Annotated in this window: 13 protein-coding genes; 11 read left to right on the plus strand and 2 right to left on the minus strand. The window is 61.6% G+C overall.

The features are described from left to right. Positions 1-5 precede the first annotated feature (5 nt). Together APH36_RS15355 and APH36_RS15360 are read right to left on the minus strand one after the other, a co-directional pair. Positions 6-2,606: a cellulase family glycosylhydrolase gene (locus APH36_RS15355; protein WP_060499424.1), complete on the minus strand. Its 2,601-nt coding sequence runs from the start codon at positions 2,604-2,606 to the stop codon at positions 6-8. Between the two features lie 5 nt (positions 2,607-2,611). Then, a complete protein-coding gene (locus APH36_RS15360) occupies positions 2,612-4,138 on the minus strand; it encodes an O-antigen ligase (protein WP_060499343.1) in 1,527 nt (508 codons plus the stop codon). A 95-nt stretch (positions 4,139-4,233) separates the two neighbouring features. Between APH36_RS15360 and APH36_RS15365 the strand changes: the two genes are divergently transcribed. From APH36_RS15365 to APH36_RS15420, 11 genes are all read left to right on the plus strand, one after another. Beyond that, positions 4,234-5,610, plus strand: coding sequence for an oligosaccharide flippase family protein (locus APH36_RS15365; RefSeq protein WP_060499344.1), 1,377 nt, complete (start codon positions 4,234-4,236; stop codon positions 5,608-5,610). Positions 5,611-5,846: 236 nt separating this feature from the next. After that, the gene (locus APH36_RS15375; RefSeq protein WP_060499346.1) at positions 5,847-7,313 is read left to right on the plus strand and encodes an FAD-dependent oxidoreductase; all 1,467 of its coding nucleotides are present in this window, start codon (positions 5,847-5,849) and stop codon (positions 7,311-7,313) included. Positions 7,314-7,418: 105 nt separating this feature from the next. After that, positions 7,419-8,036 carry an acyltransferase gene (locus APH36_RS15380; protein ID WP_060499347.1) on the plus strand — a complete coding sequence of 206 codons (618 nt, stop codon included), beginning with the start codon at positions 7,419-7,421 and terminating at the stop codon, positions 8,034-8,036. Beyond that, positions 8,029-8,985 carry a glycosyltransferase family 2 protein gene (locus APH36_RS15385; protein ID WP_060499348.1) on the plus strand — a complete coding sequence of 319 codons (957 nt, stop codon included), beginning with the start codon at positions 8,029-8,031 and terminating at the stop codon, positions 8,983-8,985. The genes APH36_RS15380 and APH36_RS15385 overlap by 8 nt, the downstream gene beginning before the upstream one ends. Positions 8,986-8,993: 8 nt before the next feature. After that, a complete protein-coding gene (locus APH36_RS15390) occupies positions 8,994-9,518 on the plus strand; it encodes a serine O-acetyltransferase (RefSeq protein WP_060499349.1) in 525 nt (174 codons plus the stop codon). Between the two features lie 5 nt (positions 9,519-9,523). After that, a complete protein-coding gene (locus APH36_RS15395) occupies positions 9,524-10,501 on the plus strand; it encodes a glycosyltransferase family 2 protein (protein ID WP_060499350.1) in 978 nt (325 codons plus the stop codon). A gap of 9 nt (positions 10,502-10,510) precedes the next feature. Continuing rightward, the gene (locus tag APH36_RS15400) at positions 10,511-11,515 is read left to right on the plus strand and encodes a VirK/YbjX family protein (RefSeq protein ID WP_060499351.1); all 1,005 of its coding nucleotides are present in this window, start codon (positions 10,511-10,513) and stop codon (positions 11,513-11,515) included. Positions 11,516-11,564: 49 nt separating this feature from the next. After that, positions 11,565-12,767 carry a glycosyltransferase gene (locus APH36_RS15405; RefSeq protein ID WP_060499352.1) on the plus strand — a complete coding sequence of 401 codons (1,203 nt, stop codon included), beginning with the start codon at positions 11,565-11,567 and terminating at the stop codon, positions 12,765-12,767. Then, positions 12,764-13,951 carry a glycosyltransferase family 2 protein gene (locus tag APH36_RS15410; protein ID WP_060499353.1) on the plus strand — a complete coding sequence of 396 codons (1,188 nt, stop codon included), beginning with the start codon at positions 12,764-12,766 and terminating at the stop codon, positions 13,949-13,951. The genes APH36_RS15405 and APH36_RS15410 overlap by 4 nt, the downstream gene beginning before the upstream one ends. Then, the gene (locus APH36_RS15415) at positions 13,951-14,709 is read left to right on the plus strand and encodes a WecB/TagA/CpsF family glycosyltransferase (RefSeq protein ID WP_374754799.1); all 759 of its coding nucleotides are present in this window, start codon (positions 13,951-13,953) and stop codon (positions 14,707-14,709) included. Before APH36_RS15410 ends, APH36_RS15415 begins: the two co-directional genes overlap by 1 nt. A gap of 156 nt (positions 14,710-14,865) precedes the next feature. Next, positions 14,866-16,287, plus strand: a complete 1,422-nt coding sequence (locus APH36_RS15420; RefSeq protein WP_060499354.1) for an undecaprenyl-phosphate glucose phosphotransferase — start codon at positions 14,866-14,868, stop codon at positions 16,285-16,287. Positions 16,288-16,335 lie beyond the last annotated feature (48 nt).

A 16,335-nucleotide genomic window follows, 5' to 3' on the forward strand; every position in this document is an offset into this window, starting at 1 on the left:
ATGCCCTATTTCAAGAACAGCCAGTTGGACATGTAGTTGCCGTCGAGCGTAATGACGTAATGCCCGTCGTTGTACGTTGCCGGCAGCGGCTTGAGTTGGATCTGCGCATCATGCGCGAACAGCTTCAGCCCGGCGGGCGCCTTGATGGTCAGGCTGCCCTCGAAGGGTTCGACATTGAATGGCGTCTTGTCATCGGCCTTGGGCATGGCGCGGGTACCCAATGACAGCAGCAGCTCCCGTGACTGGCCCAGCGGTTTGCCGTCCAGGCTCTGTACCGCGACGCTGGCGTAAGGCGTTTTCGTTTGCACCTGAATGGCCCCCAGGCTGATCGAGCGGCCACCCAGCCAGCCGGTGGCGGCCTGGGTCAGTGGTGTATCGATGGTGTAGATGCCTTGTTGCCAGTTGCGCTTGAGCTCGCCGGTGTCGGTTACCGACTCGGTAGCATCGGTGGCCAGCAGCGATTGCCCCGGGTCTTGCAGCACTTGCGCACCTGCGGGAATGGCGGCCGGTTTCAACCACGGCAACTCCGGGGTTTGCGGCAGGGCAATCTGCAGTTGGCCCTTCTCCATGGCTGTGCGCAACAAAGGCGAGTTTCGTGGGGTGATCTCTTGGTTGTAAAGGGTGGCGGGCGTCGGGGCGAATACGTAATGGGTGGTGGCAGGCTTCACATCGGCACGGCGATAGAGCAGGGCGGCAGCGGGCAGCGTGGCGATCATCGCGGGGTCGTTGTAGGCGTGCCAGTTGTCCGCTGTGCGCCAGCCCGGGTTGAAGGCCTGCTGGCTGTAGGCATATTGCATCAGCGCGTCCCAGCCCTGGTGGCTGGCAGTGCCGGCCACGTACAGCGGCAGTGAGTGGCGGTCGGGCAGTGGGAAAGGCTCGGCGTTCCATTCGGTGACGGTCAGCGGTTTGCCCACGACCTGGGCGGCGGCGATCCAGTCGATCATGCCGTCGCTGGTCAACGGGTTCTTCTCCAGTTGGCTGATGGCGCCGTAGCTGTGGGCATCGACGACGTCGCCTGCGGTCAGGGCCGGCAATGCGCTCAGGCCATTGCCGCCCCAGGTGCTGGTGGTGGCGATCGGCACCTTTACCCCCACACTGCGCAGGTGAGCGATCATGTCGGCGTTGAAGCGCTGTTCCAGGTCGTTGAGGAGCAGCTTCGACGGGCCGTGCTCCCACGCGTGCCAGGTTTGGTCGACGGGCAGGTTGTACTGCCTGGCGAAGGCTTTGGCCGCTGCCATGTAGCGCTCGCTGTGGCGCGGTACATCCTTGTTCGGCATCAGGGCGTTGCCGTAGTGTTGGGTAAGGTCGTTCTCGTTGGTGATCAGCACGGCGGCGATGGCCGGGTCGTCCTTGTAGGCAAGGCCCGTGTACGCGTTCACATGGGTCAGGTACTGCTCGGCAAAGCGCTTCATCGCCGCTTGAATACTGTTGTTCACATAGGCATAGCCCTTCAGGTCGACGCGGTCATCCTTCTTGGGCAGCTCATCGAAATCGTCAATGTTGTCGTTGGCGGTAAGTGCGCGCTGTACGTGCATGTCCAGCCAGATGTAGATGCCTTCGTCCTTGAGCGCCTTGATCCACAGGTCGAGCTTGCGCAGTGACTCGGCGCTGAGCTGCTGGGTGTCGCGCACCAGGGTGCCGTCGCCGAACACGTTCGGGCTGACCCAGGGCGAGTCGTGGTGGTGCAGGCGCACCAGGTTGAACCCCAGGGCGGACAGGCGCTTGGCCTGTTGGCGAATTTCGTCGTCGGGGCTTTTGAACAGCGAATAGGCAGACAGGTTGGTGCCCCAGAAACGCACGGGGGTGTTGTCTTCGAACATCAGTTGTTCACCCACGGCCTTGACGAACCCATGTTTGCCTGCGGGTTTTTCCGCCGCGTTGAGGAACGACAGGTCCACCGGCGAGGTGCGCCAGTCCAGCTGGTCATCCGGCCAACTGGCAGGGTCGGCCAGGCCGAAGCGCTCAGTGGGCGTGGGCCCCAGCTCGATGTCGCCGGTCACGTTGAGTACAGCCTTGAGTTGTTGCTTGCCGGCGCTGATCAGGTCTTTGTACAGGAACGCACGCAATTCGGACGGGTTGCCACGCTCGAAATACACCTTGGCCAGCGGCGGGTCGAAGCGCATCTCGATGCGCCGGCCTTGGTCAGCCTTGCCCCAGGACCAGCCGCGGTTGTCGGCCAGCAGTTGGGGCGCACCCATATCGCCGGCGATTTGCGCCGGGTCGAACTGGAACACCATGCCGCCACCCATCACCCCGGTCTGCCGGCTATGGGCATCCAGGTCGAAGGCCCAGCTCAGGGTTTGTGCTTGCTCCTTGCGGATATCAGCTGCCAGGTCGAAGTCCAGCTCTTTGTTCTTGCCCCGCAGCGTGTACTGATAGGGGCCACTGACCTTGAAGTCGGTATAGAAGCCGGTCCAGCTCCAGTTGGCGGCCCAGAAGTCGAACTTGGCCTTCATCACCGGGCCACCGCCGTGTGTCACGGTGGGCAGCCCATTCTGTTCGTCGACACTGACCTGCCAGCCGGAGCCCCAGCCGGCCAATGGCAGCAAGACCAGGCCGGCAATGGCAGAAAGGCGTACGATAGGACGCAGGGAAAGCACGTTCATGAACATTACCTGGGTTGTAGGCCGGGTTCGGCCAGTTCCATGGCCTGGCTGTCGTGCAGCCGGCGAACCATCTGGATGTAAGCCACGCCCAGCCCGGCGATGGACCAGTACACCACCGGGATGAAGGTGATGCTGCTGACGGTGAAGATGATCACCAGAATGCCGATCAGTGTCGCCAGCAACACCCGGCCGAGCTGTCGTCGTTCATCATCCTTGTCGGCGAAGCTGAGCATGGCCCTGCGGATCCCGCGCAGTACCACGGCAAAGAACGCCACGAACAGCCCGAGCCCCACCAGCCCGACCCGCAGCGCCAGGTTGATGTAGGTGTTGACGATGTCGATGATGCCTTCGCCCTGGATCATCGACTGCATTTCCGGGGTGTTGCGGAAGTCGAACGAGCCGAACAGCGGGTTGCGCTGGATAACGATCCAGGCGTTGTCCATCAGCCGCTCGCGGTAGGTGATGTTTTCTTTTTCCAGGTTGCCAATGAAGGGCAGCAAGTCCAGCACCTTTTCGCCGCCGGGCACGATGGTGAGCAAGGGCAGGGCCAGCATGCCGGCTGCGCCCAGTAGCGCCAGGCGCTTGACGGCACCTTTGCCCAGGGCAATGAACACCACCACGATGACCACGACGCCGATCCACGGGCCGCGTGACAACGGTGCGAACAGCCCGGCGGCCAGTAGCAGGGCGCCCATGGCTTTGTGCAGCGGGCGTTGCACATAGCCCTGGACGAACAGGAACAGGCCGATCGCCACACTCATCACATAGCCCAGGGCAATCGCCTGGCCGGTGGTGACGCTGGCCCGCAGTGCGCCGCCGCGGCTGAGGTAACCCGACATGCTCCAAGGCACGCCCATGGCATCGACCAGGGCGCTGTACAGCAGCCAGTGGCGTACATATTCGGCCACGGCGATCAGTGCCATGACGAAGGACGTGAGCACGAAGGCCAGCATGGCGTCCTTGAAGTCGCTTATCTGGCGCAGGCCGCGGCTGGCCACGTAATACGGCAGGAGGACGTCGACATACAAGTACAGCGCCTGGCGCAGGGTGTCGGTGGGGGTGGTTTCGCGCAAATACAGCACGCTCATCAGCACCAGGCCAGCCGCCAGCAGCTTGTCGGCCCAGGTGCGGCCAAAGCGCAGGGTGCCTGCCTGGCGGCTTAGCTGCAGCGCGGCGGGCAGCAGCACGCACAGGGTGAGCAGGCGGATGTGGTTCAGGTCGACCAAGTAGTTGACCACGCCGAATCCGGGCACCTGCACTGACGCAGGCGGGATGAGGAACAACAGCATGTAGAACAGTGCCATGGGGTTGTGTTCGCGGCGCCCGGCAATCAGCAGGATGACCGCGCCCGCGCCCAGATACAGCCAGAAGCTGTGCGAGACGAAAGCCAGCACCGTCAGCAGGAACCACAAGTTGCGCCGGCGCTTGAAATCCGCGAGCGGAATCAGGTCGGTGGCAGGGCGCCGCGCAAGCAGGAAGACCACGCTCGCCAAAAACAGGATGACGATCAACGCACGAAAATGTTCAGGCATCGGCTATGTACACCTTTCCCTCGGTGGGCAACGGCTAGCATCGTGGCTAATTGAAACTATAGTGACTTTTAGCCAATCAGTCAGAGATTGAAGTCATGCCGTCGATTGATGTGTCAGCCACCGCAAGCCTGCGTCAGCGGGCCATGAGGGCCGGGTCCTGGAACCTGGTGTCGCAGGTGGCGTCACAGGTCATGCGCCTTGGCGGCAACCTGATCATGGCCCGCTTGCTGCTGCCGGAAATGTTCGGGGTGATGGTCATTGCCACCACCGTTTCGGTACTGCTGCACCTGCTGTCCGATGTCGGCCTGCGCCAGAACATCATCCAGAGCCAACGGGGTGACGACCCGGACTTTCTCAATACCGCATGGACCGTGCAGATCATCCGCGGCTTCGTACTGTTCGGCCTGACCCTGTTGCTGGCTTTGTGTGCCTGGGTGGCGCAGGTCGAAGAACTGTGGCCGGCAGATTCCACCTATGCCGCGCCCGTGTTGCCGATGGTGCTGGCGGTTACCGGGCTGTCGGCGGTCATCTGGGGGTTCCAGTCCACCAAGATAGACGTGGCGGTACGCACTTTCCAACAGAAGCGTGTGGTACTGGTAGACCTGGCGTCCCAAGCAGCCGGCTTGGTGGTGATGCTGGTGCTGGGCTTGCTGACCCATTCCATCTGGGCGTTGGTCATTGCCGGCCTGGTGTCTGCCGTGGCCTGGACCGTGCTGGGGCACACGGCGTTGGAGGGGCCGAACAACCACCTGCGCTGGGACCGTACGGCGCTTACCGAACTGATCGTGTTTGGCCGCTGGATCCTGCTGTCGTCGATGGTGGGCGTGCTGGCCATGTACGGCGACCGCATCCTGTTTGGTGCGAGCATGTCGGCGGCGCAGCTGGGGGTGTATTCGATTGCCGTGCTGATCCTGGGCGCGGTGCAGACCGCACTGATGAAGATTGTCGGCGCCGTGGCGCTTCCTGCCTTCAGCGAAGCGGCCCGGGCCGCTGACAAAGAGCGGCTTAAAGCGCTGTATCACCGCTTCCGCCTGCTGGTCGACCTGCTGGTGCTGTTCATCTGCGGTGGCTTCCTGACCGCCAGCCCTCTGCTGATCGGCTGGATGTACGACGAGCGATACAGTGAGGCAGGCTCGATGCTGGCGATTCTTTCGCTGTCGTTCATCGTATTGCGCTATACCTTGGCTCATCAGGTGTGGATCGCCTTGGGCCTGACCAAGTATCAGGCCATGGACAACATCATCCGCCTAGTCTCGCTGTGGGGGCTGCTACCGTTGCTGTTGGCGATTGGCGGTGTGGAATGGGCCATCTGGGGTGTTGCCCTACATACCGTGCCCACGCTGGTGCTGGTTGTGTACGTGAATTGCAAGCTAGGTATCTTCAGTCTCAAACGTGAGCTGGTGGTGCTGCCGATGCTACTGGTCGGGGCACTGTGCGGGGCGCTGTTGACGGCCTTTTTCAACTGGCTGTGATGCAGCGTGCTGGGTGTAAATTCAATGGGTACAGGTCACGGGATCATGGGGAAGCTTATTTTTTGTAATGCGCAACTGGGGCGTAGGGGCTTTCTCCAGAGTTGTGTCTTGCTGGGCGTCGGTGGCGCCGTATTCGGCGCTTCTGCAGCCGTTGCTGGCAAACCTGTCGAAAAGCCGGGGTTCGTGGTGATCAACGGCTGGGTATTGCCGTCCCGTTACTTCCGGAACGAGCCAGCATGATCAAGGACTATCAGCAGCAGAAGGTGCTGCGCGATCATTACGATTTTTGCATCATCGGCGCCGGCCCGGCAGGTATTACCCTGGGCCTGCGCCTGGCCGCCGCGGGCTGGAGCGTGTTGCTCGCCGAGGGCGGCGGGCGTGAGTATGCGCCGCACTCGCAAGGCTTGTATGCCTGCGCGTCCACGGGCCTTGAACTGTACGCCGAGGAAACCCGCCTGCGTTACCTGGGCGGTACATCCAACCATTGGGCTGGCCGCTGTCGTCCTTTTACGCCCTCCGACTTTTCTATCCCCCCGCCAGGCGACCTGCCTGGCTGGCCCATCGCCTATTCGGAGATCGAAGGCTACCTGCCTGCGGCCATGGATATCGTCGACCTGCCGGCCGGGGCGGATTTTCGTGCCATGAATACCGGCCTCAACGGTGGCGATTTCGAACCCGATCGTTTCCTGCTGAGCACACCCACGCGCTTTGCGCAGAAATACGCCACGGCCCTTGAACAGACCAAAGGCCTGGACGTGTTCATCAATTGCAACTGCGTGGACCTGGAGTTCGACAAGGGGTCCGGGCACCTGGCCGCCGTGATCCTGTCCGACTACGAACGCAATCGGCAGCGCCTGGTGGCAAGCAACTTCATTCTGGCCACCGGTGCCATCGAGAATGCCCGGCAGTTGCTCAACAGTGAAACCTTGGTGGGCGCGGGCGTGGTGAACAAGGACGGGCTGGTTGGCGGGTGCTTCATGGAGCACCTGAACATCGACCTGGGGACCTTCATCCTCAAGTCCGGGCAGGACCCGGAGCCACGCCAGTACTACACCACCGATGCCTTCGTCGATGAGTACAAGGCCGGCAAAGGCAACGTCACCGCCGCCTTGCTGGCCGATGTGCAAACCTATGGGCGTACCGCCGAGGTTAAACATTTTCTCGAAAACCTGGCCTGTGACTGGGGCTTCGCCAGCAAGGTAGCGTTCGTTGCCAAGTTCAGCTGCCCCGGTGATGGCGTGATCAGTACGATGATCGAGCAATTCCCCAACCTGCACAGCCGTATTTCGCTGCTGGACGAGAAGGACGCACTGGGCGTTGCCAAGGTCAATGTCAACTGGGCACTGACTGCCGATGACCGGCACACCATCAAGTGCATTGGCAGCGAGCTGGCCAAGCAGTTCGCCGACATGGACCTGGGCTTTGTCAAGCTCAACGACTTTGTCTACGACACGTCGATCGCGCTGAAAATGGCCCCGCATGCCCATCACATGGGCACCACGCGCATGGCCGCGTCGCCGCAGTACGGTGTGGTCGATACCAACTGCAAGGTGTTCGGTACCGAAAACCTGTACATCGCCGGCAGCAGTATTTTCGCCAAGGGCGGCGCCTCCAACCCGACCATGCCGCTGCTGCAGTTTGCCGTGCGGCTGGCCGACCACCTCAATGCCAAGATGACGGCGGCCAGAGGCGCCGTGGCGTGACGCTAGTTGTACACGGGTTGAGAGCGCTGCGGTCAGCAACCAGAAGAACGAGACCGGAACGCCTCAGGGACATTCCAGACGGATTTGATTGCGAGGCCAGGCAGTATGAAGGGATGGATACGCAAGGCAGTGGCGCATTATGCCCATGCAACCGGGCGGGGCGGCACGTTCTACAGGCGGTTCTGCAGGCCTTCAGGGCTTGAATGGGGCGCTTACCTCGCCCGCTGGGGCAACTTTCACTCGGTCGGCACCAACTTCTTTGTCAATACAGGCTGCAAGTTCCTCGACCCGTCGCTGGTACGCATTGGCAATAGTGTGGGCCTTTCCGACTGCACGCTGATCGGTCATGACGGGGTGGTATTGCTGATCGAGCATCGCTTCGGCAAGCACCTGGATTCAGTCGGGTTCATCGATATCAAGGACAACTGCTTCATCGGCCACGGTGCGATCATCATGCCCCGTGTGACCATCGGGCCGGAATCGATCGTGGCTGCCGGCGCGGTAGTGACTAAGGATGTACCGCCAGGCACTGTCTACGGCGGCAACCCGGCTGAATTCATCTGTACCACCGAACAGCTGATCCAACGGGTGGAAGCGCGTTGCGAAGCCTACCCGTGGATCGACCTGGTCAAGCAGCGCAATGGCGCCTACGACCCGGAAGTGGAGCCGCTGCTGATGGCGCAAAGGCGTCAGTATTTCTTCGGAGACAGCAAAAATGGCTAGCAAACCTGTGGATGTCATGGTGGTCAACTTCAATACCGCCGGGCTGCTGCAGCCGATGTTCGACGCCCTGCGCCGCGCCGACGGCGAGCGGCTGGCCAGCTACCTGGTGGTGGACAACGCATCACGCGATGACTCGGTGCAGCGCATGGCCCAGGTGTGTCCCGAAGCACTGCTGCTGAGCAACCAACAGAATGTGGGGTTCGGCCGGGCCAACAACCAGCTGCTGGCACACCTGAAGGGCAAGTACGCGTTGCTGCTCAATACCGATGCCTTTGTCGCCGCCGACTCCTTGCAGAAAACCCTGGACTACATGGAGGCCCACCCGGAGTGCGGCGTGCTGGGAGTGCGCCTTGAGGGCCGAGACGGTGACCTGCAGCCCAGTTGCCGCTACTTCCCCACGCCGCTCAATGTTTTTGTCGGGCGTACCGGGTTGGGGCGGTTTTTCCCGGGGCTGAAAATGGTCGACGAAATGAACTGGGACCACGCATCGGTTCGCGAATGTGACTGGTTGCCCGGCTGCTTCTACCTGGTACGCCGCGAAGTGCTGGACAAGGTGGGCCTGTTCGACCCTCGCTACTTCCTTTATTACGAAGAGGTGGACCACTGCAAGCGGGTGAAGGCGGCGGGCTGGAAGGTGGTGTTCTATCCGCATACAACCGTGGTGCACATCGGCGGTGAAAGCTCCAAATCGGTGGCCGAGCTGGAGGCGGCAAGCCGACAGATCTCAGCGTACCAGATCGAAAGCGAGTTGCTGTACTTCCGCAAGCACCACGGCGTGGCGGGGCTGGCCCTGCACATGCTGCTGGTCACCTTGGGTGACCTGGTGCTGGCACTCAAGGCGCTGTTGAAACGACGCGGCTGGGGCGCGATACAGGCCTGCTGGCGTCATTGCCAGGCAACCTGGTCATTGTTGTTCAAGACCCGGTACGCCAGCCAGGCGACAAGGTAGGTGGAGCCATGTTCGAGAATATTCGTGCTGACCTGCGGGCCCACGGCGGTGACTGGGGCGCCCAGGGGTTCTGGGTACTGCTGGTGTATCGCTTTGGCCGCTGGCGCTATACCGTGCGCCCGGCGCTGCTGCGCAAGCTGTGCTCGTTGATCTACAAGGTGCTGTTCAAATTCGTGCAAATCATCACCGGCATCGAACTGCCGTGCGAAGTGGTGATTGGCCGCAACTTCGTCATCGACCATTTTGGCGGCATCGTTGTCAGCGGCTATGCCCGCTTTGGCGATGACTGCCGCATCCGCAACGGCGTGGTGGTGGGCCTGAAGAATGTCGACGAGCCGATTGCCCCGGTGTTCGGCAACAACGTCGATATCGGCACCGGGGCCAAGGTGCTGGGCAGTATTCGCATAGGCAACAACGTGATCATCGGCGCCAATGCCGTGGTACTGGTGGATGTGCCGGACAACGCGTTGGCGGTAGGGGTGCCGGCCACCATCAAGACCAGGCAGCCGGCTGGCACGGCGCCCGTTGAGTGAGGCTTATGGCAACGGTAATCGGTGTGGTGGTCATCGGCCGCAACGAAGGCGTACGCCTGGAGCGATGCCTGCGTTCGCTGATGCAAGGTGTGGGCAAGGTCGTGTACGTCGACTCGGGTTCCACCGACGGTTCGCCGCAGCTGGCCCGCAGCCTGGGTGTGGAGGTACTGGCGTTGGACATGCGTGTTCCGTTCACTGCCGCGCGCGCCCGCAACGAAGGCTTTAGCGCCTTGCAGCGGCTGTTGCCGTCGATGCAGCTGGTACAGTTCGTCGATGGTGACTGCGAGGTGGATGCCCGCTGGCTGGCCACGGCGCAGGCATTTCTCGATCAGCACCCCGAGGTGGCAGTGGTGTGTGGCCGCCGCCGTGAGCGCTTCCCGGAACGATCGGTGTACAACCTGTTGTGCGATCTGGAATGGGACACCCCCATCGGTGAAGCCAAGGCCTGTGGCGGCGATGCGTTGATGCGCGCAGATACCTTCGCTGCCGCGGGCGGCTTCCGCGCTGACCTGATCGCTGGCGAGGAGCCCGAGCTGTGCGTGCGCTTGCGAGGCCATGGCTGGAAAGTCTGGCGCCTGGACGCCGAGATGACCCTGCACGACGCGGCCATGACCCGTTTCAGCCAATGGTGGCGGCGCAGCCTGCGTGCCGGCCATGCCTATGCCGAAGGGGCCTACCTGCATGGGCAGCCGCCAGAGCAGCACTGGTTACGCGAGTCACGCCGGGCCTGGTTGTGGGGCTTGGGCATTCCTGTGGTGATAGTGCTGGCTTGCCTGCTGTTGGGTGGCTGGTGCCTGCTTTTGCTATTGATTTATCCACTGCAGGCTGTGCGCCTGGCCCGGCGTGGTGGCAAATCGGCGCGCGAGAACTGGCTGCAGGCGGTATTCCTGGTGCTGGGCAAGTTCCCGGAAATGCTCGGCCAGCTGAAATTCATGCGCCACCGCTTCGCGGCTGGCAAATCGGCTTTGATCGAGTACAAGTGAGAGAGACCCATGATGCTCGGCGCCCTCGTGAAAAGCGTGTTTACCCTGCAACCGGGCTACTCGTTGCGGGCATTGAACAACAAGTACAAGTTGACCCGAGAGATTGTCAGACAATGGCCTGAGCTGAACGCCTTCATGCAGCGCATGACGGCGGCGCTGGGTCAGCAGGGGCTGCAGCGGCTGGGTGTGGATTGCATCGGCGTGGTGCAGTGGCCTTACCTCAGCAAATGCTGGGAGGCCCCGCAGCGCATGGAGGTGGTGGCTTCGCACTTCGAAGTGCTGGCCGGGCAGTTTCCGGCGCTGTTGCTACTGGGGCGAGACGAAAGCCTGACGCTGTGCGAACTGGCTAGTTATTCGCCGGGCTGCCGCCTGGTGCTGGACCGGCCGATCTGGTTCAAGCGCGAAGGTGAACTGGTACTGAATCTGTTCCAGGGCGACCTGCGCGTGGCATCGTTGGCGTTTACCCTGTGCCGCGATCAGGGGGTGCTGTCGATGTTCATCGGTGCCGTCCAGGGCATTCACAAGGGCATCGACAGTGAAACCTCGCTGGCCATCTACCGTGACCTGACCAAGGACTTTGAAGGGCTGCGCCCGCGCAGCCTGCTGCTCGAAGCGTTGAAATGCCTGGCCCGCATGCTGGGCGTTGCGCACCTGTATGCCGTCAGCGATGCCTGCCGGCACCATCGCCACCCGTACTTTGGCAGCGACAAGGCCCACGATCTGGCGGCCAACTACGACGTCATCTGGCAGGAAAATGGCGCTACGGCGTCGAACCGCGACGACTTCTTCACTATCACCCTGGCACCGGCACAACGGGCCGAGCAAGACATCCCGGCCAAAAAGCGTGCGATGTACCGCCGCCGCCAGGCGCTGCTCGACGATGTTTTTATCCGCCTGCAGGCCGCATTGCCGGGCAGCAGTCACAACCTTGGACTACAAGGAAAACAGGGGGATGCATTTGCTGTGAGTGCATCGGCAGTAGACAGACCACCCGTAGTCGACAGCCTGAAGTGAAGGTTGCCAGGGGAGGCCGGTCATCAAGCGGGTTGGGATCTGGATTCGTATGCGCATTGCTTACTTCATCAATCAGTACCCGAAGGTCAGCCACAGTTTCATCCGCCGCGAGATCCTGGCGCTGGAGCGTCAGGGTGTAGAGGTGCAACGCATCGCCCTGCGGGGATGGGACGCCGAGTTGCAGGATGCCGAGGATACGGCCGAGCGCGACAAGACCCGTTATGTGCTGCGGGCTGGTGTAAAGGGCTTGCTCAGGCCCACGTTACAGGTGCTGCGAGCACAGCCCGGGCGGTTTTTCCAGGCCCTGTGGCTGGCCATGCGCCTTGGCCTTCGCGCCGACCGCGCCTGGCCCTACCACTTGGTCTACCTGGCCGAAGCTTGCCAGGTGCTGCAGTGGCTGCAGGGCAGTGAGGCGAAACACGTGCATGCCCATTTCGGCACCAACTCCACCGAGGTGGTCATGCTGACCAACCAACTGGGCGGGCCGGCTTACAGTTTTACCGTGCATGGGCCGGAAGAGTTCGACAAACCACAGTTCCTGCACATGGGTGAAAAGGTGCGGCGAGCCGCCTTTGTCGCAGCGGTCAGTTCGTACGGGCGCAGCCAACTGTTCCGCTGGGTGGCGCACGAGCATTGGCCCAAGGTAAAGGTGGTGCATTGCGGCCTGGAGCGGGGTTTCCATGAGGTGGCGCCGGTCGATGTGCCGTCGGTACCACGGCTTGTTTGCGTGGGGCGCCTGTGTGAGCAGAAAGGCCAGCTGCTGTTGCTTGAGGCGGCGCGTCAGCTTGCTGCACAGTCGATTGACTTCGAACTGGTGTTGGCGGGTGACGGTGAAATGCGCCAGCAGATCGAGGCCCTGATTGCCCGGCATGGCCTGCAGCAGCGCGTACGCATCACTGGCTGGATCAGCAGTGCACAGGTGCGCGAAGAAATCCTTGGCGCCCGCGCGCTGGTATTGCCCAGCTTCGCCGAAGGCCTGCCGGTAGTGATCATGGAGGCCATGGCCTTGCGCCGGCCCGTGCTGACCACCTATGTGGCGGGCATCCCCGAACTGGTGCGCCCGGGTGAGAACGGCTGGCTGTTCCCCGCTGGCGCTGTCGACGAGCTGGCTGAAGCCATGGCGGATTGCCTGTGCCAACCGGCCGACGTGCTGCAGCGCATGGGCGAGGCCGCCTACCAGCGTGTGCTGCAGCGGCATGATATCGACACCGAAGCAGCCCGGCTGGCCGCTTACTTCAAGGCATCCGCATGATAAGTGTATTGAGTTGGTTACTGGGCCTGCTGACGGTCATCGTCCTTGTGCCTGTGTCGATTTTTTTTGTACAGATGCTGCTGGCATGTCTGCCACCACGCTCGCAGTATCTGGGTCATAGTCGGCGCCCCCGGGTAGCGGTGCTGGTACCTGCCCACGATGAGGCTGCGATCATTCGCGCAACGCTGGCGAGCATTGCCCCGCAATTGCTTGAGGGTGACCGCTTGCTGGTGGTGGCAGACAACTGCACCGATGACACCGCGCAGCTGGCCCGCGACGCCGGCGCCGAGGTGGTGGAACGCTTCGACTCGGTGCTGCGTGGCAAAGGCTATGCGCTGGACTTCGGCGTGCGTCACCTGGCTGAACAGCCTCCCGAGGTGGTGATAGTGGTGGATGCCGATTGCCAGGTGGGTGAGGGGGCGATTGACTGCCTCGCGCGTCGCTATCACCAGACCCAGCGCCCGGTACAGGCGCTGTACCTGATGCGTGCGCCCGGGGGGGCCGGGCTGAAAGTGCAGGTCGCCGAGTTTGCCTGGCGGGTAAAAAACCTGGTGCGCCCGCGTGGCTGGGCGCGGCTGGGGTTACCCTGCCAATTGATGGGTGCGGGCATGGCATTCGGTTGGCACGACCTGAGCTTGATCAACCTTGCCAATGGGCACCTGGTAGAGGACGTGAAACTGGGCCTGGACCTGTGTCAGCAGGGCAAGCCTCCCGTGTTCTGCCCTGAGGCATTGGTCACCAGCCAGTTTCCTGCCAGCCAGCAAGGCCTGAACAGCCAGCGCACCCGCTGGGAGCATGGTCACCTGGGCTTGATGCTGGCCGATGCACCCAAGCGTGCGTTGGCCGCCGTGAGCCAAGGCAATGGCAGCTTGCTGGCCATGACCCTCGACTTGCTGGTACCGCCTTTGGCGTTGTTGGTACTGACCCTGCTGGGGCTCAATCTGGTGGCCTGGCTTGCGTACTTGCTGTTCGATGTTGCCGCGCCAGCGTGGATCGCCCTGATAGCGTTGGCCATGCTCAGCCTTGCGGTATTGCTGGCCTGGGCGCGCTTCTGCCGTGAGTTGATCCCGTTTTCCGTCTTGCTTTACGCACCGTTCTACGCAGCAAAGAAAATCCCTTTGTACCTGGGGTTCCTGATCAAGCGCCAGGTCGAGTGGGTGCGCTCAAAACGGGATGACGAGTGATGGCACTGTGGCAATGGCAGAATCGCTGGCAACGCATAATCGACGCGCTAGAGGTGGTGCCCGACAGCGGCGCGGCACAGCGCCTGCTCGACAGGCTGGCTGCCCCGCAAGCCGCGACCGTGCTGGGCTTCGTCAATGCCCATGCGATGAACCTGGTGGTCCGTGACGGCGCCTACTGCCAGGCACTGTCGGCAGCCGACGTGCTGCTGCGGGACGGCTCCGGCATGGCCATCCTGTATCGGCGCCTGGGCCTAGCACCCGGGCTTAACATGAACGGGACTGACTTCATTCCCAGGCTCATGGCCGCATACCGTGGGCGCAAGGTCGCATTCTGGGGCACCCGACAACCTTACCTGAACCAGGCCGTGCAGCGGTGTGAAGCCGAGTTTGGTGTAGTACCCGTGTCGGTACATGACGGTTTCGCCAGCCTCGAAACCTACCTGCAGCTGGCCCGTGAACAGCAGCCCGAACTGATCGTGCTGGGCATGGGCATGCCCAAGCAGGAGGCGGTGGCGGCCAGGTTGGCAGCCGTTGGCGGGCCGTGCCTGATCGTGTGTGGTGGGGCAATCCTGGACTTTCTCGGCGGCAAGGTCAGCCGGGCACCGCATTGGCTAAGGCGGCTGGGGGGAGAGTGGGCGTACCGGCTGTTGCGCGAGCCAAAACGCCTGTTCATGCGCTATGTGGTGGGCAACCCGCTGTTCCTGCTGCGCACCCTGCTTTACCGCAAGGCCGCCGATTCGGCCAGTGGCACTGTGTGAATCGGCCAAAATCCGCGCTGATGGCGGGTGGCTGCTACAGTGAGAGCAGTGGCTTGGGGGCTGCACGATCTTGCTTATCTGCCGTTGTACACGCTGTTTTCAAGACTTGATGCTTGATGGAAGGCACTGGCTACGCTCACACACATGAGGTCTGAAATGGTTTTCGAACCCAGAAGCAGTCGTTCCTTACTCCAAAGAAGAAGCAGCGTAAGTAACGCCATTCAGGCAGGGCTCGATGGCATTGCAGTCACCAGTATTGCCTGGTATCTCATCTACGATCAGTTTGGTTACATTACCTCCGATTATGTAATCATGCTGCTGTTGCTGATTGGCGCACTGGCCGTCATTTACGACCATTATGCGATCTACCGCACCAATGTCGGGCTTTCGATCAAAGCCTTCCGCCTGTTCAAGGCCTGGTCGGCAACGTTCTGTTTTCTCGTGGTCATGGCCTTCCTGACCAAGCAGAGTGAAACGTACTCGCGGTTGTTGGTGGTGCAGTTGTTCATCATTGGCTACATCGCGCAGTTGTTCCTGCACTTTGCCGTTCGTGAATTGCAAAAGCGTTTTACTGCCCATGCACGCCTGGATAACGCGCTGATTATCGGCGACGGCGACCTGGCGAATTTTCTTTATCAGAAAATCAGCAACAACCCCTGGTTTGGTGAGCGGGTATTGGGGTGCGTACTGCTCGGCAAGGGCGACGGGCAGGGGCGTGACAACGGCGAGGGCAAGCAGCGCCTGCCTGTGCTGGGGCACATTGCAGACCTGGATGAAATCGTCGCCCAGCATGGTATACGCACCGTCTACCTGGTTACGCCGCTCGGTGGCTCCGAGGTCATCAACGATGTGTACTTCAAGTTGCTCGACAAGTGCATCGCGGTGAACTGGGTGCCGGATATCTTTTCGTTGCGCCTGATCAACCACAGTGTGCGGGAAATTGCCGGGATTCCTGTGCTGACCTTGTCGGAAACGCCCCTGACGGGCATGAGCCTTTTTCTAAAAAACCTTGAGGACAGGGTGCTGGCAGCAGTCATTCTACTGTGCGCTTCGCCTGTATTGCTGACGGTTGCGCTGGCCATCAAACTCACCAGCCCCGGCCCGGTGTTCTTCCGCCAGGAACGCACGGGCTGGACCGGGGAGTCGTTCAGGATCTGGAAATTCAGGAGCATGCATGTCCACCAGCCCGAAGGTGATGTGGTCAAGCAGGCACAGAAGAATGACCCGCGGCTTACCCGGATTGGCGCCTTCATTCGTCGCACCAGCCTGGATGAATTGCCACAGCTGTTCAATGTGCTGACCGGGGAAATGTCGCTGGTCGGGCCGCGACCGCATGCGCTGCAGCATGACACCTTGTATTCCCAGGACATCGTTGATTACTTTGCCCGCCACAACATCAAGCCGGGCATGACCGGCTTGGCCCAGGTACGTGGCTTCAGGGGAGAGACCAAGGATATCGAGCAGATGATCCAGCGGGTGGACTCTGACATCGAGTACATCAACAACTGGTCGCTGTGGCTGGACTTCGTGATTCTGGTGCGCACCCTTAATGCCTTTACCGGCAAGCAGGCTTACTAGTTATTGAAAGCTGGCAAGATCCCTGTAGGAGCGGCCGTGTACAGGCTG

It is taken from the genome of Pseudomonas sp. NBRC 111133 (genome assembly GCF_001320605.1).
Taxonomy (GTDB): Bacteria; Pseudomonadota; Gammaproteobacteria; order Pseudomonadales; family Pseudomonadaceae; genus Aquipseudomonas; species Aquipseudomonas monteilii.